The organism is Streptococcus oralis subsp. tigurinus (genome assembly GCF_002093575.1).
In the GTDB taxonomy this organism is placed as follows: domain Bacteria; phylum Bacillota; class Bacilli; order Lactobacillales; family Streptococcaceae; genus Streptococcus; species Streptococcus oralis_CH.
Map to the genome: position 1 here is coordinate 457063 of NZ_LNVH01000001.1, position 20727 is coordinate 477789.

Here is a 20727-nt window from a genome sequence, read left to right on the forward strand (position 1 = left end):
CCGATGCATTACTTCAAAGAATTCTTTAGTTGTTTGACTAGCGAAGGCTTTCATTAAAAAATTTTTTCAAATAATTGCACCTTTGCACATAAATTCTTGATTTCTAAATTTAAGTGTGATATATTTATAACATAAAGATTGTTAAATATTTCTAACATAAGGAAAGGAGTCTATCATGAAAAAAAGTCAAAAAACGGGTGGCCTCATTACAATGATTTCCGCAGCTCTCTTTATTGATTTTACTGTTTTATTTGGTTCTAATCTTAGTTGGGGACCCAAGTTAGTTATTGCTGGTATTTCAGTGTTAGGTCAGATTGTAGCTATTTGGGGCTGGCTACATATGAAACCATGGCCTCATAAGAGTCAGAAAGGTAAAGGAAAGACTATTTTTGACTTGTCTGCTAAGCTTTACACGATACTTTTGTTTGCAGCAAGCATATTTTATACAGTAGGGATTTGGGTTGCGACCCCAAGCGAAAGTTCTGGTATTAAAGAATGGATTTTGGGAATTGGCCTCGTTATTGAAGTGATTGTATTTGGTTTTTTCTGTTTGAAAAATGTCAAGGAAACTCCGGACGAACGCTTTTATGCTAATTTAGCCAAGGCAGCTAGCTTGATGTTTGTTTTTATACTAGGCGCACTGATGATCCTAGCAGTTATCATTGGGTATATGGGGTCTCTCACTCTTTACATGGGCCAGATCTTTATTAGCATAGCTGCCTTGATTTGCATCTTTGCGGTTGTCTATCTTATCTTGGAACGGAGAGGATAAGCATGGCCAAAGAAAGCAAGATTATTACTAATCTCAAATCTGTTCGTGAGTCCACAGGCATGACCCAGCAGGAGTTAGCCGACCTCATAGGCATGCGACGTGAGACAATTCTACACTTGGAAAATAACCGTTACAATCCTTCGCTGGAAATGGCTCTTAAAATTGCTCAAGTTTTTAATCTGAAAGTAGAAGACCTCTTTGAACTCAGACAGAAAGAGGAAGCATAATTCTTTTTGAGACCTAGTATTAAGTTCATTGATTAATTAGGAATTGAAGCTGAAAGAAAAAATCCGTTGAAAATGTGCTCTTTTAAAATATAGTAATTCTTTCTAATTAACGTTTACTAAATCGTGATGCTTTACGAGCTTTCTTAAGATCTGGTTTCCAAAGTATTTTGAGTATACTTATGGCATTGATGCACCAAAACATTTAAGCAGTCTGGTAGAAAAAGGCTATACTATTATCGAAACTGCCTTCGATTCACTCGACCATCTGAATGATATAATGAAAAAGCATATCCTCAAAAGTAAGGGAGTTACAGGACTTTCTAAGATGAAAGCGGCTGATCTTGTTCAAGCTCTTCATGAAAACTTATCAGAAGAGGAATTAGCTAGTCACTTTTCGATTCGAGGCTACAATTTGACTCCAAAGGAAGAGCAGATACTGGAACAATATCAGAAAATTATCGACCGTCATCCAAAGAAAAATCTCTAAACAAGCAGTCTGTAGATTTATTTTCTGAAAACTTGCCTTATCTTTTACATTTGAAATCAAGCTCCTTTTAAGGTACAATGGTAGAAATGAATTTTTGAGAGGTTAACAATGAAAAAACTAGCAACCCTTCTTTTACTATCAACGGTAGCCCTTGCTGGATGTACTAGTATCCAACGTGGTCTCCGTGGTGATGAATATGTCGACTCAAGTATCTCTGCTGAAGAAAGCTCAAAAGCAGCTGCTCAGGCTGCCAAAGATTTGAATGACGCTTTGACCAATGAAAATGCCAACTTCCCTCAACTTTCTAAGGAAGTTGCTGAAGATGAAGCTGAGGTCATTTTACACACAAATCAAGGCGATATCCGCATCAAACTCTTTCCAAAACTAGCACCTCTTGCGGTTGAAAACTTCCTTACTCACGCTAAGGAAGGCTATTATAACGGCATCACCTTCCACCGTGTTATTGATGGCTTTATGGTCCAAACTGGAGATCCTAAGGGAGATGGTACAGGGGGCCAATCTATATGGCATGATAAGGACAAAACGAAGGACAAGGGAACTGGTTTCAAAAATGAAATCTCTCCTTACCTATACAATATCCGCGGAGCCCTTGCTATGGCTAACACTGGTCAACCAAACACCAACGGTAGCCAGTTCTTCATCAACCAAAACTCGACAGACATTTCTGCTAAACTCCCTACAAGCAAGTATCCAAAGAAAATCATTGAAGCCTATAAAGAAGGTGGAAATCCTAGCCTAGATGGTAAACACCCTGTTTTTGGTCAAGTCATCGATGGTATGGACGTTGTTGACAAGATTGCCAAAGCTGAAAAAGATGAGAAAGACAAACCAACGTCTGCTATCACCATTGATAGTATCGAAGTGGTGAAAGATTACGATTTTAAATCTTAAAAACCTAAAAAATACAGTATCCGCATTCGATACTGTATTTCTTTTTCCCTCATTTTAAGTTAGCTTGTTAAAATCCCAGATTTGGTCCATCCAGCCTTCATAGAAATCCGGCTCATGGCAAACCATAAGGATGCTCCCTTTGTACTCTTTAAGCGCACGCTTGAGTTCTTCCTTGGCATCCACATCTAGGTGATTGGTCGGCTCATCAAGCACCAAGACGTTATTTTCACGATTCATCAAGAGACAGAAACGTACCTTGGCCTGTTCCCCACCTGACAAGACTTGAATCTGACTTTCGATATGCTTAGTTGTCAAACCACAGCGGGCAAGGGCTGCACGGACTTCTGCTTGGTTAAGGGCAGGAAAGGCATTCCAGACAGCCTCTAGTGGTGTTTGGCGATTGCCTCCTTCTACTTCCTGCTCAAAGTAACCAAGTTCTAAGTAGTCACCTCGTTCGACTTCTCCAGCAATTGGTGGAATAATTCCCAAGAGAGACTTCAAGAGAGTTGTTTTCCCGATACCATTTGCCCCGATAATGGCAACCTTTTGATTGCGCTCAAAGGTGAGGTTTAAGGGCTTGGTAAGAGGACGGTCATAACCAATCTGCAAGTCCTTGGCTTGGAAAATAAAACGCCCAGGAGTACGAGCTGGTTTGAAATCAAAGGATGGTTTTGGCTTCTCACTTTGCAGTTCGATAATATCCATCTTATCCAATTTCTTTTGACGGGACATGGCCATATTACGCGTTGCGACACGCGCTTTGTTTCGAGCGACAAAGTCCTTGAGGTCCGCTATCTCTTTCTGCTGACGTTCGTAGGCCGCTTCCAACTGAGATTTCTTCATGGCATAGACTTCTTGGAACTGGTAGTAGTCACCAGAATAACGCGTCAGCTGTTGATTTTCCACATGATAGACGATATTGATCACGTCGTTGAGGAAAGGAATATCGTGAGAAATGAGGACAAAGGCATTCTCATAGTTTTGGAGATAACGCTTGAGCCAGTCAATGTGTTCAGCATCCAAGTAGTTGGTTGGCTCGTCCAGTAACAAGATATCTGGTTTTTCAAGAAGGAGTTTGGTCAAGAGGACCTTGGTTCTTTGACCGCCTGATAAGGCAGTTACATCCGTATCCATGCCAAAGTCCATGACACCGAGAGCACGCGCTACTTCATCAATCTTAGCATCCAAGGTATAGAAATCTCGACTTTCCAAACGATCTTGGAGTTCACCAACTTCTTCCATAAGTGCATCAATATCCGCCCCGTCCTCGGCCATTTCCATATAGAGGTCATTGATACGAGCTTCTGCTTTGAAAAGCTCATCAAAGGCCGTACGGAGTACATCACGAACAGTTTGACCTTCCTTTAGCACAGCGTGCTGGTCTAGGTAGCCAGCAGTCACATACTTAGACCACTCAACCTTTCCTTCATCTGGCAACATCTTACCAGTCACGATGCTCATAAAGGTTGATTTCCCTTCACCATTGGCACCGACTAAGCCGATGTGTTCACCCTTGAGAAGACGGAAGGACACATCTTCAAAAATTGCACGGTCACCAAAACCGTGACTTAAGTTTTTAACTTCTAAAATACTCATTCTAATTCCTTATCTTGTTTTTATGCAGTCCTTTATAGAGGAGCCAAGCCAGATAACCTCCCAGGGTATTGGTCCACAAATCATCAATCTCAAAGACCCGATTAAAATCAAAGAAAAAGTCTAAGACCAGCTGTGTACATTCAATTCCTAAGCTCAGTAGAAAGCTGAGAAGGAGGATTTTTTTCGTTTGTCGCAAGTTCGGACGGAGATAGATGAGTTGAAAGACCAGAGGGAAGAGCAAGAAGACATTTAAAATGTTCTGCAAAAAGAGCCAAAGGACTTGTCCCACACTAGTCACTTCACCCAGTTTCCAAAAGGAATTTAAGGGAGTTAAAAGAAAAACCAGGCGTCCAAAAGTTTGAATACCTGGAGTTTCCACTCCTGTAGGAAGTTGAGGCTGCGGAGTGAAGCAAAAACAGACAATGCAAAGGCTGTAGACAGCCACTCCCAATCTTAAGATTAATTCTCTTTTTTTAGTCATTTTATGGATTTACCGCTGCGACTGCCTTCTGGCGGTCACGTTTCATTGTATTGGAGCGTAATTGTCCACAAGCTGCATCAATATCTGTACCATGCTCTTGACGAACAACACAATTGACCCCTTTTTTCTTGAGGGTATCGTAGAAGGCCATCACGCGCTCTTTAGGACTACGGCTATATTGGTCATGTTCACTAACTGGATTATAAGGAATCAAGTTTACATAAGACAATTTCTTGATGTTCTTGAGCAACTCAGCCAACTCCAAGGCTTGTTCAACACCATCGTTGACTTCATTGAGCATGATGTATTCAAAGGTCACACGGCGATTGGTTGTTTCGATATAGTACTCAATGGCTGCAAAGAGCTTTTCAATCGGAAAGGCACGGTTAATTTTCATGATGCTTGAACGCAATTCATTATTGGGAGCGTGAAGGGAAACAGCGAGATTGACCTGTACGCCTTCATTAGCAAAGTCACGAATTTTATGAGCCAAACCTGAAGTTGAAACTGTGATGTGACGAGCACCGATAGCCATCCCCTTGTCATCATTGATGGTACGAACGAAATTCAATACATTGTTGTAGTTATCAAATGGTTCACCAATTCCCATAACAACGATATGACTGACACGCTCATCCTGACCACGCTCATCAAAGTATTTCTGAACTAGCATAATCTGCGCTACAATTTCACCGTTATTAAGGTCACGTTGTTTCTTGATCAAGCCTGATGCACAGAAAGTACAACCAATATTACAGCCAACCTGAGTGGTCACACAGACTGACAAACCGTAGTGTTGACGCATGAGTACTGTCTCAATCAACATGCCATCTGGCAACTCAAAAAGATACTTAACAGTACCATCAGCAGACTCTTGTACAATCCGCTGTTTCAATGGATTGACCACAAACTGGTCATTAAGCTTGGCAATCAAATCCTTGGAAAGGTTGGTCATTTCTTCAAATGACTGGACACGTTTACGATAGAGCCATTCCCAGATTTGATCTGCTCGGAATTTCTTTTCTCCTTGTTCTAATACCCATTCTTGCATGGTTTGACGTGTTAAACTATAAATAGACGGTTTCATCTCTTCTCCTTATTCTCTATCTATTTCTGACGAATGACAAAATGGCGCTGTCCCTTGTCCTCTTTCTGAGACTTTTGGTCCTTATGACGACGTCTATTTCGCTTATCCGTATTTGGTTTTCTCTTGCTTTGCGAAGGTTTCTTGCTTCTTCTAGGAAGGTTTTCCTCTTCCTTTTTACGCATTTTCTTGTCAAATGAAGCCCGTTTCGGTGCTTGATTTTCTAGAACAAAATAGGCACAACCATAACTACAGTACTCTAAAAGATAATCCTGTAAGCGACTAATCTTTTCATTTTTTTCCTCTGTTCGGTCGTCTTTATAAAAGCCACGTAGGCGGAGCTGTTCATTGCTCCAGTCACCCACGACATAATCAAACTTGGTCAACACTTCTGAGAAGCGCTGATTAAAGACTGTCACATCGAAAGCATCCTTGATATTTTCAACCAAGGTAAAAGCAATCCCTTCAGTCTCAACCTTATCCCCATTTATATGAAATTCTGGGCCAGGAAACTTGTTATAGTTGTATAATTCAGGTGCAATTTCTTTACGCATAGTCTTCCTTTTTCACGATTACTTAACACTCTATTTTACCATAATTTCTAGCAGTTAGCACGTTTCTCATAAAAATGAAAAAAGTCTGACGATTTTGTCAGACTTCTGCCATATAAACCAAAAAAGAGAAGAATGACTCTTCCCTTCCTATTTTTTATTTAGCTGCTGCGTAAAGCTCATCTACTTTGTTCCAGTTAATAACCGAGAAGAAAGCTTTGATGTAGGCAGGACGCACGTTTCGGTATTTCACGTAGTAAGCATGTTCCCAAACATCCAAGCCCAAGATTGGTTTTTTACCTTCTGAGATTGGTGTGTCTTGGTTTGCTGTTGAAGTCACTTCAAGCTTTCCTTCTTTGTTGACAACCAACCATGCCCAGCCAGAACCAAAGCGAGTTGTAGCTGCTGCTGTAAAGGCTGCTTGGAACTCTTCAAATGAACCAAATGTTGCATCGATTGCTGCTGCAAGTTCTGCTGAAGGAGCCGTCTTTTCAGGAGTCATTAATTCCCAGAAAAGAGCGTGGTTCAAGTGTCCACCACCGTTGTTGATAAGCGCTTGGCGGATATCAGCTGGGATAGATTCTACATCAGCAAGCAAAGCTTCAAGGTCTTCACCGATTTCAGGGTGTTTTTCAAGAGCAGCATTCGCATTGTTGACGTAGGTTTGATGGTGCTTGTCATGGTGCAAGTGCATTGTTTCAGCATCGATGTATGGTTCCAAGGCGTCATACGCGTATGGAAGGTCTGGTAAGATAATTGCCATCTATAATACCTCTTTTTCTTTCTATATGAAAATGATAACGCAATCATCCTTTTTTTTCAAGTTTTATGCTCATTACGCTTGGCTAGATATCTGTAACAGCGCTCTCTCAAAAAGGTAGCCTTTTTCATAGACCCCTGTTTTAATCTGATAGTCTGCTTCAATTAAATAAGAAATTGCTTGTTTGAGAAAGGCCAAGGAAATCCCTCTCGAATCTCTTAATGCGAACTTGATTTGATAAGGATTAGGATTGCGCCCCAAGTAAGTTCCCAGACTGCTTGCGATCTGCGATTCCGTCTGACCAGTATCTGATAAAATTTTCACCTGGGTAAAGGTTCGAAACTGTCCTAACATGACAGCTATGAGCTTGATTTCGTCCTCCCCTTGCAAGGTCAAATCTCTAACCAAGTCACGCGCCTGGTCAATCTTTTTACCCAAGATAAACTGAGTCAAATCAAAAATATTGTCCTGCAAGGTCTTGGGAATAGCTTCGACAATGTCCTTCTCCTCAATCACACCGTCTGACTTATAAGACTGTAAAAAGAGGAGATTTTTCTGGATTTCACTAAATTGAAAACCAGATTTGAGAAGTAGATTTTCAAAGGATTGCCCCACAAACTGCAAACCTTGTGTCTGACTCCATTTTTGGAAATACTGACGAATCTCTTGTTCCTTGGGTTCAATAGCATCAAATACTGTCGCATCTCGTTTGAGCAATTTGACCAGCCGTCTTTTACTATCTAACTTTCCTTCAGCAAAAATCAACAACTTGGTTGTTGGCGAAGGGTTATCAAGGTATGCCTCAAAGGACTTGAGCTCATCATCTGTTAAAAAGCGTTTCTTGGCTGTTGTAATATCGACAAAATGGTCTAATATCACGACTTTTTCATCCGCAAAGAAAGGGAGACTGACCAACTCCAACTCTAAGTCTTTATAAGCTACTTCTTTCATATCAAAGTAAGCAAAATTGAGATCAGCTGAATCATAACCAATCTGCTTCAACACTTGACTCTTCATAACTTCAAACTGACCCTGATCTGTCCCTGTAAATAGGTTCAAGCTAGATAGATTTGATAAAGTCAACTTCTGACTGTCTTCAATGGCTAGCATCTTCTCTCCTTTCTTCTGATTTTTTATTAAACTTAATCAATATAGCGCAATTTCCCACGGAAATCTTCTAGGTTTTTGTACCCTTTTTCTGCCATAATTGCTTTTAGTTCATTGGTAATGCGCTCAAAAGCTCTAACGCCTTCCTTGTGGAGCGTCGTTCCTACTTGCACCATACTAGCACCGCAAAGGATGTGTTCAAAGGCATCACGACCCGTTAGAACGCCACCCGTTCCGATGATTTTGATTTGCGGATTTAAGCGTTGATAAAAGGCGTGCACATTAGCAAGAGCAGTCGGTTTGATATACTCTCCACCAATGCCACCAAAACCATTTTTAGGACGAATCACGACCGACTCGTCTTCTATATAAAGGCCGTTCCCGATAGAGTTCACACAGTTGACAAACTTGAGCGGATACTTGTTGAAAATAGCTGCCGCTTGGTCAAAGTGAACAATATCAAAATATGGTGGCAATTTAATCCCAAGAGGTTTGGTAAAGTAGGCAAATACTTCTTCCAAGATACGGTCTGTTGTCTCAAAATCATAGGCAATCTGTGGCTTCCCTGGAACATTTGGACAAGAGAGATTGAGTTCTGTTAGTCCTTTAAACTCACTCTCTTGGACTTTTTTCAAAATGGTATGAGTTTCCTCTGGAGACATACCTACTAGGGAAAGGAAGAAAGTTCTGTTTGGCTCTTTTTCCTGCAAGTCTAAAAGATAGTCCAGATAGTAGTCTAAGCCATTATTTGGCAAGCCCATAGAGTTGATAGAACCAAGTGGAACATCCTGGTAACGTGGCTCAGGATTGCCCTGACGAAAGTCCAAGGTCGCTGTCTTCGTGACAAAAGTACCCGCCGCTGAGTTTTTGACCCCTTCTAGTTCCTCTATCGTCATACAAGCCACACCCGCTGCATTCATCAAGCAATTGTCAAACTCAAAGCCAGCTATTTGTGTTTTCGTTGATACCATGATTCTAATCCTCCAGATTCCTTTTATTTCTAATATTATACCATACTTTAAGATTTTCTCTTTGAGAAAGTTATTTCTAGAGAAAACGTTCGTTTTTTGATAATGCTCTTAGTATTGACTGAATGTAAATTGAAAGAATTTTTAGAAAATTTTCGTTTTTTTCTTTACAGTGAAAAAAAATTCTGCTATAATGGCTCATGTAATAAAATATGACAACAAAAGGAGAACGATATGACATCTGCTAAAGAATATATCCAAAGCGTGTTTGAAACTGTAAAAGCTCGTAACGGGCATGAGGCTGAATTTCTCCAGGCGGTTGAAGAATTCTTCAGCACTTTGGAACCTGTATTTGAAAAACACCCTGAGTATATCGAAGAAAACATTTTGGCACGTATCACTGAGCCTGAGCGCGTAATTTCTTTCCGAGTTCCTTGGGTTGACCGTGAAGGCAAAGTCCAAGTCAACCGTGGTTACCGTGTTCAATTCAACTCAGCTGTTGGACCATATAAAGGCGGACTTCGTTTCCACCCAACTGTAAACCAAGGGATCTTGAAATTCCTCGGCTTCGAACAAATCTTTAAAAACGTCTTGACTGGACTTCCAATCGGTGGAGGTAAAGGTGGATCAGACTTCGATCCTAAAGGAAAGACTGATGCTGAAGTGATGCGCTTCTGTCAAAGCTTCATGACTGAATTGCAAAAATACATCGGACCATCTCTTGACGTCCCAGCTGGCGATATCGGTGTTGGTGGACGTGAAATTGGTTACCTATACGGACAATACAAACGTCTTAACCAATTTGATGCTGGTGTCTTGACTGGTAAACCTCTTGGATTCGGTGGTAGCTTGATTCGTCCAGAAGCAACTGGTTACGGTTTGGTTTACTATACTGAAGAAATGCTCAAAGCCAACGGTAACAGCTTTGCTGGTAAGAAGGTTGTGATTTCAGGTTCTGGTAACGTAGCCCAATACGCTCTTCAAAAAGCGACTAAACTTGGTGCAACTGTTATCTCTGTATCTGACTCAAATGGTTATGTCATTGACGAAAATGGTATCGACTTCGACCTTCTAGCAGATGTGAAGAATAACCGTCGTGCACGTTTGACTGAATACGCTGCTGAAAAAGCCACTGCTACTTACCATGAAGGTTCTGTATGGACTTACGCTGGAAACTACGATATCGCTCTTCCATGTGCAACTCAAAACGAAATCAATGGTGACGCAGCTAAACGTTTGGTTGCTCAAGGAGTTATCTGCGTATCAGAAGGTGCTAACATGCCTAGTGACCTTGATGCGATTAAAGTCTACAAAGAAAACGGAATCCTTTACGGACCTGCCAAAGCTGCCAACGCTGGTGGTGTAGCTGTATCTGCACTTGAAATGAGCCAAAACAGCCTTCGCCTTTCATGGACACGTGAAGAAGTTGACGGCCGTCTCAAAGACATCATGACCAACATCTTCAACACAGCTAAAACAACTGCTGAAACATACGGTCTTGGTACTGACTACCTTGCAGGAGCAAATATCGCTGCCTTCGAAAACGTAGCAAACGCTATGATTGCACAAGGTATTGTTTAATTAGTCGATACATCCTATCGGAGGACAAATGATGAACTTACGGCCAATGGAAGTAAGAGACAATCCAGCTGTAGCGCAGCTCATTCGAGCTAGCCTAGAAGAATTCGGACTTGACAAACCAGGAACTGTCTACTTTGATTCTCATCTAGATCATTTGGCCGACTATTATCAACAGCAAGAGAGAGCAGCTTACTTTATTCTGGAAGATGAAGGACAGCTGGTTGGCTGTGGTGGCTTTGCACCTGTGTCCGATAAGATTGCTGAATTACAAAAACTGTATGTCACTAAAAATAGCCGTGGCAAAGGTTATTCCAGCAGGTTGATAAAGCGGATATTCCAGAAAGCCCACTTAGCAGGTTATGAACAGCTTTATCTAGAAACCTCTACTGAACTGGCTACGGCTGTAGCCATCTATCAACACTACGGTTTCACATCACTGCAAGAACCACTTTCTAACGCCGTCGGCCACCCAGCTATGAATATCTGGATGATAAAATCCCTCTTATCAGATGAATAGATGTCAATATACTCTGATCGAGTTGAGGGCATCAGTACTAACACCCTCAACACAGCTAAAACAACTTTTAAAAATGTAGCCTAGGCTATGATAGTAAAGGTATTGTTTAAAATTCATTTGTTCAATCCTCAATCGCTCTGATTGGGGATTTTTGTATTAGTTTTAAAAAAGCCCACTATTTCTAATAGTAAGCTTAAAGTCAAGATCTATTTTACCTCTACTAAGGCAAAAGACAGGCATTCAACTATTTCATTTACTGTTTCATCTATGTCTAGGTCCTCATTATCATTCAACATCATTGGAAGAGCATAAGAAAGACTCAAAGCCAAAATATAGCGAACGATTCTTTCATTAGACCAATCTCGGATAACACCTTTTTCTTTAAACTGATTCAGAACTGAACTAATTGGCTTAATGATAGAGTGAACAATGACATTACCTAACTGATCAGAAATAGTTTTATCAATAAAAGAACGACTCAAGAGAATTTTAACTTGCATTTGATTCTTATGAATGAAAACTAGTCTATCTCGAACAATGCTTCTCAAAAATAGCGGAAAAGACTCTTGGTTTGCTGTAAATTTCTTCTCAGAAAAATCAGCAATCACATCTGGAATAACCTGTTCGAGAAAAGTTGACAGAATAGCTTCTAAGATGCCTTCCTTGGTTTTAAAGTAACTAAAAACTGTCCCTTCTGAAACTCCAGCCTCCTTAGAAATAAGGCTAGCTGTTGTATTTTCAAAGCCAATTTCTGAAAATAACTTTAGACTTGATAATAAAACTTGACGTTGTTTTAAGCTCAGGTTGCTATTTTCTAATGTCTGAGCATACTTTTGTTCTAAACTTTCCATTGCTGGCACCTCTCTCCTACCCTATTACTTTTACAACTTTCTTACCTCGAGTGTGTCCCGACTTCAGGCTACGATATGCCTCTCTAACTGACTTTAGAGAAAAATCATAAACCTGGTCAATATTCAGCTGAATCTTCCCTTCTGAGACCATTTCCGCTAGAGTGTTAAAATCATCATATGTGGAATGTCTCGGACCCGTGAAATGGGCACCTTTTATCATAACATATGGTGAAGGTACTAGCGTTCCAATAGCCGTGCCCTTCAACCCCAAACTGAAAGCCAATTTAACATAATCACTTCCATAGCAATCCAAGAATTTTGTAATTGGCTTTGTACTTGCTGATAGAAGAGCATTCTGGATGTTCTCTTCGTAAGCTACTGGTATGGCACCTAAGGACTTCAGATAATCTGAATTTTTCTTACTTGCAATTCCAATAACTGTCGCACCCTTAGCAACTGCATACTGTACTGCAATACTTCCAATACCACCTGCCGCTGCTGAAATAACTACAACATCTTTAGAGTTTAGCTCAATCTTTCTAAAAGCACCTCCCACTGTTAGAGAGGCTACACCCATAGTAGCTGCATGGTTCATATCAATCATCTCTGGTTTCAACACAATTTCTGATTCATTGACACAAACTTCTGTTGCCAAAGCTCCCCTCTTGGTCCCCAATCCAGGGTCACTAATCATTGTTCCAAAAACCTTATCCCCTACTGCAAACCGATTTACTCCTTCACCAACTTCTGTGATAACTCCAGCAAAATCCCGACCAACACCTCTTGGAAAAAGAGATGATTTTGACTCAAACCAACGACTTGGCTTCCTTAGTTTCGTCATAAAAGATAGAAATCGGAGTGGCTTTGCACCTTCAAAAGTCTTATAATCAATAGGATTTAAACCAACTGCATGAACTTCTACCCTAACTTGATTCAGTTTCAAAGAATCAGATTTAATGTTCACTAAATCTAACACTTCTTCATCACCGAAACGACTATATTGTATTGCTTGAACAACCATTGTATGAACTCCTTTACACATCTACAAAATTGAGTGAGCACTCAATCATTTTTCTTGATTATACACTTATTCTTCATAGATTTCAACTATACTGTTTCCAAAACTTCTAACTAAGTTAGCTGTTCATGATAAAAATAGATCTATTTTCTCTTATGAAAGATTATCAAACTATAAATTAGAGAAATCCGACTGCTTATGAAAGCAGTCGGATTTTTATATATCTAATTTTTCAAAAAATTTGCCTGTTGACTGCTTTTCTTTTAGCTTCTCCAGTAGCTCATTCTCCAGAAAAGGACTTAGTTCGTCAAAATCTTGACAAACCTTAAAGATAGTTTCTCTGTCCAACTGGTCATAAGCTAGTTCGAAATAGTCCTTATGATGATGCCAGTTCTGGTTATAGTTGATATCTGTCCGTTGATAGTAAACGATGTTCTGCTTCGGTGTCAGGTAAAGCTTCTGTGTTAGAATGCTTTTCCGATCTTTGGATAACTTGCTACGACTGAAAATCTTAACACCTTGAAAAATCTTGTGCTCATGGATCCCTTGATTTGTGACTTTCAATTCAACTCTTTTATAGTACATATAGTCACCTCCAGAAATTACCTACATTATATCAGATTCTGGCAGATTATCAAGCCAAAGTGTCATTTCCAAAAGTCTTTAGTTGCCTCTATAATCTCTTCTGTAGGCATCACTGTTGCTTCAATAATAGTCTTGCCAGTCTTTTTCAGATAGGCTTGTATCAGATGATAACCATAAGCATAGCCTGCAGCATAGGGCATTCCAACCGGTATTTGACCTTGAATCTCAGCTATTTCATCACCGTAAAGATAAGGAGCCATTTCCGCCATCCCTGTTAGCTGAAGCTGACTTGAGATGATGGGCTTAATCTCTTCTAACTGTTCTGGACTGATTGAAGTAACCCAAGGCCCAATGAGATCTTTGCCATAGAGCTCAGCTGCAAAAGACTCTGCCAAGCCTTCACTGACTACCCAGTCTGCTAATGTCGTCTGATGGTTCCATTTGATAAATTGGAAGCGGACATTATGATTGCACTCGTGGGCCAGAGCCGCTTGCACACGTGGCAAAGTATAGTCATTCGGTAGCAGACTAAGCATGAGGTAACCTGGAATTCCACCATCTCCACTATAACCCTTATTGAGCTGTAACATGGCCTTTTCAGAGTTGCCCAATAAAATAGTAAAATGGTAATCCTCAACCTCTAAATCATAGCCAGCTTGCTCAAAAAGACCAATACTCCTCTTGATGGTATCTTGACAATTTTGCCAGAGTTGATCAGAGCTCAGAGCGTCGATAGCTGGTCTATCCTTCTCTGACAGAGTTCCGGGTAGCTGATTCATAAAACCAAGTAGGAACAAAGCATCAAATCCTCCAGGATACTTCGCTTTTAAAGGAATGTGTTGAGTTTGGTATTTCGTTGCAAAAGGTGCTAATATTTTGGCTCGAAAGCAACCTTCTCTCTTTTCTAAGGGTAGCTCTAGCATCTCTTGATAAACTTTATCTGAACGAATCATATTGATTTTCATAGTAATCTCCTTTCTTATCTACTATTAATATAATCCCTTACCCAAGGTCAGGGTCAAGAAGAAAATTGAATTTCTATCAAAATTCTAGTAACTTTTGGAAAAAATGACATACTAAATCTTTTGTATCATACTATAATTTCAAGTAGGTTTACCCTTTTTGAACAGAAAAACCGCTAATCTTAAGAATAGCGGTTTAATCATGTTTTTAAGCTACTAATGTAGTTGCTCTATTATTTAAGAGTAACTGAAGCTCCAGCTTCTTCCAATTTAGCTTTGATTTCTTCAGCTTCTGCAGTTGGAACGCCTTCTTTGATGACACCTGGTGCACCATCAACAAGTTCTTTAGCTTCTTTAAGTCCAAGACCAGTGATTTCACGTACAGCTTTGATAACGCCAACTTTTTTGTCACCAGCAGCTGTCAATTCAACGTCAAATGAATCTTTAGCAGCACCAGCGTCAGCAGCACCAGCTGCAGCTACAGCTACAGGAGCAGCTGCAGTTACACCAAATTCTTCTTCGATAGCTTTTACAAGGTCGTTCAATTCAAGGATTGAAGCTTCTTTAATTTCAGCAATAATGTTTTCAATGTTCAATGCCATTGTTATTTCCTCCAAATAAGTTTTTAATTATAATAGTTTTTCGTAGCTATGCTACGCTGCGTAGCTTAAGATTAAGCTGCGTCTTCTTTGTTGTCTGCAACCGCTTTGACTGCAAGAGCAACGTTGCGCACTGGCGCTTGAAGTACAGAAAGGAGCATAGAAAGAAGTCCTTCGCGGTTTGGAAGAGTTGCAAGAGCAACGATTTCTTCTTTAGATGCGACAGCGCCTTCGATTGCACCACCTTTGATTTCAAGTGCTTCAGCGTTTTTAGCAAAGTCGTTCAAGATTTTCGCTGGCGCGATAACATCTTCATTAGAAAATGCTACAGCAGATGGTCCAACAAATACTGATGCAAGATCTTCAAGACCAGCTTTTTCAGCTGCACGACGCAAGATTGAGTTTTTAATAACTTTATACTCAACTTCGCTTCCACGAAGCTCACGACGAAGAACTGTATCTTGATCAACTGTCAAACCACGAGCGTCTACAACGACGATAGATGCAGCAGCTTTCATTTTTTCAGCTACTACGTCAACTAGTTCCGCTTTTTTAGCAATAATTGCTTCACTCATTAGTGTGTTCACCTCCGTAATTATTTTGCTTGGGGAATTTTTCAAAAGAAAAACGCGCCCAAACCTAGACACGAAAGTACAATACGCTTCTTTTTACATGATACGTTTTGTCCTCGGTAGGATCTTTATGAGTCGAGCTCCCCTACTGTCTTAGGCAGTTTTTTCAAACCGTATATAAGTATAGCATAGACAAAAAAAGAATGCAAGATTTTTTCAAACTTTTTTTAAATTTTTTTAAATCTCTACTGTCAAAACTTTGCCTTGCTTAACCACCTGTTCTCCAGCGATATAAACATCATCAACATCACTGGATTTGACTGCGTATACGAGGTGAGAGAGCATATTTACCTGAGGTTGGAGATGGATTTTTCCTTTTGGTTGAATAACGAGAAAATCTGCTTGCTTACCGACTTCTAGGCTTCCTATCTGATTTTCCATTCCAAGAACCTTAGCTCCTTCGATTGTCAGTGCCTTAAGAGCTGTTTCGATAGGAAATTGGCTGGCATCTCCACTTTTCATCTTCTGAAGAAGGGCTGCGGTCCGTCCTTCCTCAAACATATCTAGATTGTTATTGGAAGCAACGGAATCAGTCGCAATTCCGACTGCTACTCCTGCTTTTTGCAGTTGGATGATTGGAGCGATTCCTGAGGCCAGTTTTAGATTACTGATAGGATTGTGGGCGATAGCCACTTGAGAGGTTGCCAAACGTTCAATTTCTCGTTCGTTTAGCTCGACCCCATGAGCAAAAACAGACGGATGATCTAAGTAACCCAGTTCTTCTAGAAAGGCGAGGGGGCGTTTGCCATAGCGTTTCAGGATAATTCCTGATTCCTCCTTGGTCTCCGCCACATGGATATGGATAGAAATGTCCAGCTCTTTTGCCATATCTAAGCTCGCTTCCAGCAAATCTTTACTACAACTATACGTAGAATGTGGAGCTGCCATAACCTTGAAATTTGGATTTTCATATCCTAAAATTTCCTCTATGATGGCTCGTGTTCTGCTTATGGTCTCAGCTGTTGTTTCAGCTTCTGAAGAAAAGAGGGTCGGTGAGAAATAACAACGCATCTTGGAAGCCTTAACTGCCTGAAAAATTCTCTCAATATCCACACCATTGGGATTATACATATCGTTGAAGGTTGTTGTTCCTGACTGGAGCATTTCTGTCAGAGCTTCTTTGACCGCCTTGGTAGTCATGTCGGGAGTAAATCCTGCTTCTGCTGGCCAGATATAGTCATTGAGCCATTCATGGAGATTGCTATCATCCCGAATCCCTCGCAAACCTGTCATAGCAGAATGGGTATGGCAATTGACCAAACCAGGCATAATCCAGGCTCCCTGATAGTCTATAATCTGCTCAGCTTGCTCTAAAATCTCTGGCTTCTCTTGACCAACATAGACGATTTGAGAATCCTTAACGGCTAAAATACCATCCAGATAAACATGGAAATCTTGGTCACAAGTCACGATATTTACATGCTGATAGACTTTCATTGTTTTCTCCTTCTAAGACCCTGATTTTTCTAGCTATTGTAACAAAAAAGTCACCCGAAGGCAACTTTTTTCCATAATATTGATTGCAAAATAGAAAGGATTATTCAGAGCTAAAAGCCGCAGCTTTTTGCATTTGGTAATACTTGCCCTTTCTAGCCATGAGATCCTGATGGTTACCATGCTCAACAATGTCACCATCTACCAAGACAAGAATCAAATCCGCATCCTGAATGGTTGACAAACGGTGAGCAATGATAAAGCTTGTGCGCCCCTTCATGAGTTTGGCAAAGGCATCCTGAACAAGCACTTCTGTCCGTGTATCGATGGAAGAAGTCGCCTCGTCTAAGATAAGAATCTTAGGGATAGCTAGAAAGACTCGAGCGATGGTCAAGAGCTGGGCTTGCCCAACAGAGAGAGATTCTCCTGCATTTTCCAACTTGGTATCGTATCCCTGTGGCAATTGTTGGATGAAAAAGTCTGCATTGGCTGCTTTTGCGGCTGCAATCACCTGCTCCCTACTGGCATCAGGATTTCCAAAGGCAATATTGTCATGAATGGTCCCTTGCTTGAGCCAGGTTTCTTGGAGTACCATCCCAAACTGCTGTCTCAATGACGCTCGGGTATAATCATAAATGGATTGCCCATCTAACAAGATATCTCCCGAGTTAATAGGATAAAAACGCATGAGGAGATTGATGAGAGTTGACTTACCAGCACCCGTTGGACCAACGATGGCTACCTTGCTACCAGCTGGGATATCAATAGACAAATCCTTAATCAAGATCCTTTCAGGATGGTAACCAAAAGAAACATGCTTAAAGGAAATGGCTCCCTTAACTTGGTCACTGGTCAAGACTTCCTTACCTGTTTCAGCCACCTCTGGACTTTCTAAGACAGCATAGACGCGCTCTGCGCAAGCGAGAGCACTTTGCAACTCGGCTAAAACAGAAGAAATATCATTAAAGGGCTTGGTGTACTGTTGGACGTAATTCAAAAAAGTCACTAAACGTCCAATGGTCAAGGTGGACCCCATCATGATACGATAGGCTCCCACTCCAGCAAGAAGGGCATAAATGAGCGCATTGACAAAGCGAGTCGAAGGATTGACCGTTGAAGAATAAAAGATGGCTGACTGAGAATAGCCTGAGTAGTTGGCATTCGCCTCATGCAGTCTTTGGATAAACTCTGTCTGAGCATTAAAGGACTGGATAATAGTCTGCTGGCTAAGCGATTCTTCAATCAACTGAGTCTGAATCCCCCTGGTCTCTGTTTGCTTCTGAAAGAGATGATAGGAACGTTTGGCAATAAAGCGTGAAATCACCATGGACAGTGGCGTCAACAACAAGACCAAGAGGGTCATGAGGAGGTGAATTTGGAGCATGGCTAGAATACTAACCAAAATCATCAAAACACCAATGAAAAATTGGTTAAAAATCATGGTCAAGCCGGCTGCCAGCTGTTCTATATCCGTGGTCACACGACTGACCATCTCTCCACTGTCTTGCCGATCCACAAAAGCAATCGGTAACCGATGGAGCTTATGGATGATTCGCTCTCGCAAGTCTCTGGTATAAGAAAAGATTAGGCGATTATAAAGAAGAGGATTAGCCCATTGTACCAGTGTATTTCCTATAACCACCAAGATCATCTGGATAAAAATCTGCCAAAAAACTGGTGAAGAACCAGCCACTAGAACTTGGTCAATGACCTGTCCAATCAGAATAGGTAGGTAAATTGATAAGCCAACTTGGGCAATAGTTCCTAGAAAGGCTAGGAAAAGGAGGAAGGGATGGCTTGCTAAATCTACGGCTAAACGTTTGAGCGTCTGGTTTGCAGTTTGTCGTTTCATGCTAGTCCTCCTTTCCATGTTGGGATGCATTGATTTCACGATAGACTTGACTAGTCTTCATCAAATCCTCGTGCTTGCCAACAGCTAGGAGCTCACCTTTTTCCAAGAGGAGAATCTGGTCAGCCATCTGAAGTGTCGAAGTCCGTTGAGAAATCAAGATTAAGCTTGTATTTGGCAGATTTTCTCGGATAGCTTTCAAGAGATTGGACTCGGTAATGGTGTCGAGGGCCGATGTCGCATCATCTAGGATGAGAAATGGAGCTTGGCGCAATACTGCTCGAGCAATAGACAGCCTTTGTTTTTGTCCGCCTGAGAAATTTCGCCCTCCTGCCTCAACTAAGGCGTCTAAGAGTCCTTCCTTTTCACTGACAAAATCCTTAGCTTGCGCAATCTCCAAAGCTTGCCAGAGTTGCTGGTCAGATACTTCTCGATTGAAACCCAATGTCAAGTTGGAACGAATAGTTCCTTTAAAGAGTTCGACTTTTTGAGGTACATAGGCAATCCAAGACCGCCACTGCTCAAGATTACGAGGACTACGTCCATCTCGATAAAGGTCAATGCTTCCCTTGTCTGCTGGATAAAGACCAAGTAAGACTTGAACCAAGCTTGATTTACCAGAACCAGTACCTCCGATAATACCAAGGATTTGCCCTTGCTTCATATCAAAGGAAATGTTTCTCAGAGAAGGCTGGGCCGCATCAGGATAGGTAAAGGTCAATTCCTTAACTTGTAAAACCTCTTTAGTAGTAACTTGCTTTTGTTCTAATTCTGAATGAATATCCTCTGGAGCTTCGGCAAAGACTTCCTCGATTCGCTTGGCTGAGATGTAGGACTGGTTGAGGGAATTTATCAGCATAGCGAGCTTAACCAATTCCACCAAGATCTGCAAGAGATAATTGATGAGGGCAATGAGGGCACCTTGACTGAGTAAACCTCCTTGAATTGAAATATAGCCCTGCCAGATGATGACAAGAAGAGTTCCATTAACAATCAGATAGGTCAGAGGTGTTAACAAACTAGACCAGAAACCTGTCTTTTCTTGTAATCTAGCATAAACTTGGTTAAGGGTTTGAAAAATCTGTAACTCTCGTTTTTCTTGTCCAAAAGCACGAATAACTCGCATCCCTTGCAATTGCTGGCGCGTTTCCTGAACTAGCTGATCCGTTTTCTTTCTGAGACTACTGTAGAGAGGATTGACCAGTCGAGAGAGTCCTACAATGACGATTGTCAAAATGACAACCATGACTAAGAACCAGAAAGTCAGCTCAGCTGAGATGCGATAGGCCATAAAAATGGCACCAAAAACGATAATAGGCGCTCGCAAAAAGAGGCGCAGGAATTGATTGATACCAGTCTGAATCTGGTAAGTATCCGAAGTCAAGCGAGTCACCAAGCTAGAAGTTGTCAGACGATCTCTGCTGTCCTTGGGTAAGGAAAGAATATGACGATAAAGGTCGTCTGTCAGTTCTTTGGCAAACCCAACCGCTGCCTTGGCTGAGTAAAACTGGGCTACCAAGGCCACTAAAACGCCAATCACTGCAAAGATAAGGAGCAGGCCAATCTGCATCCATAGATGCCCTTGATCTCTCTGGGGCAAGGATTGGTCAACAATCCCTGCAATCACCATGGGAACCAAGAGTTCAAACACAGCTTCTAGTAGCTTGAACAAGGGGGCTAAAATCGATTCTTTGATGTAGGGTTTGAAGTAAGATAGTAAGTGTTTCATAAGTCTCTTCTATTCTTATTCTGGA

The 20727-nt window shown here is 41.1% G+C and carries 22 protein-coding genes and 1 other annotated feature; of the genes, 6 read left to right on the top strand and 16 right to left on the bottom strand.

Going from position 1 to position 20727, the window contains the following annotated elements; genetic code table 11:
- Nucleotides 1-175 precede the first annotated feature (175 nt).
- The 4 genes from ATE37_RS02290 to ATE37_RS02305 all read left to right on the top strand — a co-directional run bounded on the left by ATE37_RS02290 (nt 176) and on the right by ATE37_RS02305 (nt 2398).
- Nucleotides 176-772 (top strand): hypothetical protein, encoded by a 597-nt coding sequence (locus tag ATE37_RS02290; protein ID WP_084867511.1) that lies wholly within the window; start codon nt 176-178, stop codon nt 770-772.
- 2 nt (nt 773-774) lie between these two features.
- Nucleotides 775-999, top strand: coding sequence for a helix-turn-helix transcriptional regulator (locus ATE37_RS02295; RefSeq protein WP_001041097.1), 225 nt, complete (start codon nt 775-777; stop codon nt 997-999).
- 277 nt (nt 1000-1276) lie between these two features.
- A complete protein-coding gene (locus ATE37_RS02300) occupies nt 1277-1486 on the top strand; it encodes a hypothetical protein (RefSeq protein WP_084867513.1) in 210 nt (69 codons plus the stop codon).
- A 108-nt stretch (nt 1487-1594) separates the two neighbouring features.
- On the top strand, nt 1595-2398 hold the full coding sequence (locus tag ATE37_RS02305) for a peptidylprolyl isomerase (RefSeq protein WP_084867514.1): 804 nt from the start codon (nt 1595-1597) through the stop codon (nt 2396-2398).
- Nucleotides 2399-2452: 54 nt separating this feature from the next.
- Here the strand turns inward: ATE37_RS02305 and ATE37_RS02310 are convergent, their stop codons facing one another.
- The 7 genes from ATE37_RS02310 to ATE37_RS02340 form a co-directional block, all read right to left on the bottom strand.
- Nucleotides 2453-3994: an ABC-F family ATP-binding cassette domain-containing protein gene (locus ATE37_RS02310; RefSeq protein ID WP_084867516.1), complete on the bottom strand. Its 1542-nt coding sequence runs from the start codon at nt 3992-3994 to the stop codon at nt 2453-2455.
- Nucleotide 3995: 1 nt separating this feature from the next.
- Nucleotides 3996-4475, bottom strand: coding sequence for a VanZ family protein (locus ATE37_RS02315; RefSeq protein ID WP_084867518.1), 480 nt, complete (start codon nt 4473-4475; stop codon nt 3996-3998).
- A gap of 1 nt (nt 4476) precedes the next feature.
- Entirely contained in the window at nt 4477-5562 is a 1086-nt protein-coding gene (gene rlmN, locus ATE37_RS02320; protein ID WP_000804762.1) for a dual-specificity RNA methyltransferase RlmN, read from the bottom strand.
- 20 nt (nt 5563-5582) lie between these two features.
- Nucleotides 5583-6113: a YutD family protein gene (locus tag ATE37_RS02325; RefSeq protein WP_084867519.1), complete on the bottom strand. Its 531-nt coding sequence runs from the start codon at nt 6111-6113 to the stop codon at nt 5583-5585.
- Nucleotides 6114-6267: 154 nt separating this feature from the next.
- A complete protein-coding gene (gene sodA, locus ATE37_RS02330; protein WP_084867521.1) occupies nt 6268-6873 on the bottom strand; it encodes a superoxide dismutase SodA in 606 nt (201 codons plus the stop codon).
- A 72-nt stretch (nt 6874-6945) separates the two neighbouring features.
- Nucleotides 6946-7980, bottom strand: a complete 1035-nt coding sequence (gene holA / locus ATE37_RS02335) for a DNA polymerase III subunit delta (protein ID WP_084867522.1) — start codon at nt 7978-7980, stop codon at nt 6946-6948.
- 32 nt (nt 7981-8012) lie between these two features.
- Entirely contained in the window at nt 8013-8948 is a 936-nt protein-coding gene (locus ATE37_RS02340) for a dihydroorotate oxidase (RefSeq protein WP_084867524.1), read from the bottom strand.
- A 231-nt stretch (nt 8949-9179) separates the two neighbouring features.
- Between ATE37_RS02340 and gdhA the strand changes: the two genes are divergently transcribed.
- Both gdhA and ATE37_RS02350 read left to right on the top strand, forming a co-directional pair.
- Nucleotides 9180-10526, top strand: coding sequence for an NADP-specific glutamate dehydrogenase (gene gdhA, locus ATE37_RS02345; RefSeq protein WP_084867525.1), 1347 nt, complete (start codon nt 9180-9182; stop codon nt 10524-10526).
- A 31-nt stretch (nt 10527-10557) separates the two neighbouring features.
- The gene (locus ATE37_RS02350; protein ID WP_084867527.1) at nt 10558-11043 is read left to right on the top strand and encodes a GNAT family N-acetyltransferase; all 486 of its coding nucleotides are present in this window, start codon (nt 10558-10560) and stop codon (nt 11041-11043) included.
- Nucleotides 11044-11249: 206 nt separating this feature from the next.
- Here the strand turns inward: ATE37_RS02350 and ATE37_RS02355 are convergent, their stop codons facing one another.
- From ATE37_RS02355 to ATE37_RS02400, 9 genes are all read right to left on the bottom strand, one after another.
- Entirely contained in the window at nt 11250-11894 is a 645-nt protein-coding gene (locus ATE37_RS02355) for a TetR/AcrR family transcriptional regulator (protein ID WP_084867528.1), read from the bottom strand.
- A 16-nt stretch (nt 11895-11910) separates the two neighbouring features.
- A complete protein-coding gene (locus ATE37_RS02360; protein WP_084867530.1) occupies nt 11911-12915 on the bottom strand; it encodes an NADP-dependent oxidoreductase in 1005 nt (334 codons plus the stop codon).
- 213 nt (nt 12916-13128) lie between these two features.
- Nucleotides 13129-13497, bottom strand: coding sequence for an EXLDI protein (locus ATE37_RS02365; protein ID WP_084867532.1), 369 nt, complete (start codon nt 13495-13497; stop codon nt 13129-13131).
- Nucleotides 13498-13559: 62 nt separating this feature from the next.
- On the bottom strand, nt 13560-14462 hold the full coding sequence (locus ATE37_RS02370) for a DUF2268 domain-containing putative Zn-dependent protease (RefSeq protein WP_084867533.1): 903 nt from the start codon (nt 14460-14462) through the stop codon (nt 13560-13562).
- Between the two features lie 230 nt (nt 14463-14692).
- Nucleotides 14693-15061: a 50S ribosomal protein L7/L12 gene (rplL, locus tag ATE37_RS02375; RefSeq protein WP_001196962.1), complete on the bottom strand. Its 369-nt coding sequence runs from the start codon at nt 15059-15061 to the stop codon at nt 14693-14695.
- 71 nt (nt 15062-15132) lie between these two features.
- Nucleotides 15133-15633, bottom strand: coding sequence for a 50S ribosomal protein L10 (gene rplJ / locus ATE37_RS02380; RefSeq protein ID WP_001287266.1), 501 nt, complete (start codon nt 15631-15633; stop codon nt 15133-15135).
- A gap of 37 nt (nt 15634-15670) precedes the next feature.
- Nucleotides 15671-15806: a sequence feature (ribosomal protein L10 leader region), on the bottom strand.
- A gap of 61 nt (nt 15807-15867) precedes the next feature.
- A complete protein-coding gene (locus ATE37_RS02390) occupies nt 15868-17127 on the bottom strand; it encodes a TRZ/ATZ family protein (RefSeq protein ID WP_084867535.1) in 1260 nt (419 codons plus the stop codon).
- A 100-nt stretch (nt 17128-17227) separates the two neighbouring features.
- Nucleotides 17228-18976, bottom strand: a complete 1749-nt coding sequence (locus tag ATE37_RS02395) for an ABC transporter ATP-binding protein (RefSeq protein ID WP_084867537.1) — start codon at nt 18974-18976, stop codon at nt 17228-17230.
- 1 nt (nt 18977) lies between these two features.
- On the bottom strand, nt 18978-20702 hold the full coding sequence (locus ATE37_RS02400) for an ABC transporter ATP-binding protein (RefSeq protein ID WP_084867538.1): 1725 nt from the start codon (nt 20700-20702) through the stop codon (nt 18978-18980).
- Nucleotides 20703-20727: the final 25 nt, after the last annotated feature.

Coding starts and splice junctions, on each gene's coding strand:
- ATE37_RS02290 (WP_084867511.1), top strand. CDS start 176: ATGAAAAAAAGTCAAAAAACGGGTGGCCTCATTACAATGATTTCCGCA.
- ATE37_RS02295 (WP_001041097.1), top strand. CDS start 775: ATGGCCAAAGAAAGCAAGATTATTACTAATCTCAAATCTGTTCGTGAG.
- ATE37_RS02300 (WP_084867513.1), top strand. CDS start 1,277: ATGAAAAAGCATATCCTCAAAAGTAAGGGAGTTACAGGACTTTCTAAG.
- ATE37_RS02305 (WP_084867514.1), top strand. CDS start 1,595: ATGAAAAAACTAGCAACCCTTCTTTTACTATCAACGGTAGCCCTTGCT.
- ATE37_RS02310 (WP_084867516.1), bottom strand. CDS start 3,994: ATGAGTATTTTAGAAGTTAAAAACTTAAGTCACGGTTTTGGTGACCGT.
- ATE37_RS02315 (WP_084867518.1), bottom strand. CDS start 4,475: ATGACTAAAAAAAGAGAATTAATCTTAAGATTGGGAGTGGCTGTCTAC.
- rlmN (WP_000804762.1), bottom strand. CDS start 5,562: ATGAAACCGTCTATTTATAGTTTAACACGTCAAACCATGCAAGAATGG.
- ATE37_RS02325 (WP_084867519.1), bottom strand. CDS start 6,113: ATGCGTAAAGAAATTGCACCTGAATTATACAACTATAACAAGTTTCCT.
- sodA (WP_084867521.1), bottom strand. CDS start 6,873: ATGGCAATTATCTTACCAGACCTTCCATACGCGTATGACGCCTTGGAA.
- holA (WP_084867522.1), bottom strand. CDS start 7,980: ATGCTAGCCATTGAAGACAGTCAGAAGTTGACTTTATCAAATCTATCT.
- ATE37_RS02340 (WP_084867524.1), bottom strand. CDS start 8,948: ATGGTATCAACGAAAACACAAATAGCTGGCTTTGAGTTTGACAATTGC.
- gdhA (WP_084867525.1), top strand. CDS start 9,180: ATGACATCTGCTAAAGAATATATCCAAAGCGTGTTTGAAACTGTAAAA.
- ATE37_RS02350 (WP_084867527.1), top strand. CDS start 10,558: ATGAACTTACGGCCAATGGAAGTAAGAGACAATCCAGCTGTAGCGCAG.
- ATE37_RS02355 (WP_084867528.1), bottom strand. CDS start 11,894: ATGGAAAGTTTAGAACAAAAGTATGCTCAGACATTAGAAAATAGCAAC.
- ATE37_RS02360 (WP_084867530.1), bottom strand. CDS start 12,915: ATGGTTGTTCAAGCAATACAATATAGTCGTTTCGGTGATGAAGAAGTG.
- ATE37_RS02365 (WP_084867532.1), bottom strand. CDS start 13,497: ATGTACTATAAAAGAGTTGAATTGAAAGTCACAAATCAAGGGATCCAT.
- ATE37_RS02370 (WP_084867533.1), bottom strand. CDS start 14,462: ATGAAAATCAATATGATTCGTTCAGATAAAGTTTATCAAGAGATGCTA.
- rplL (WP_001196962.1), bottom strand. CDS start 15,061: ATGGCATTGAACATTGAAAACATTATTGCTGAAATTAAAGAAGCTTCA.
- rplJ (WP_001287266.1), bottom strand. CDS start 15,633: ATGAGTGAAGCAATTATTGCTAAAAAAGCGGAACTAGTTGACGTAGTA.
- ATE37_RS02390 (WP_084867535.1), bottom strand. CDS start 17,127: ATGAAAGTCTATCAGCATGTAAATATCGTGACTTGTGACCAAGATTTC.
- ATE37_RS02395 (WP_084867537.1), bottom strand. CDS start 18,976: ATGAAACGACAAACTGCAAACCAGACGCTCAAACGTTTAGCCGTAGAT.
- ATE37_RS02400 (WP_084867538.1), bottom strand. CDS start 20,702: ATGAAACACTTACTATCTTACTTCAAACCCTACATCAAAGAATCGATT.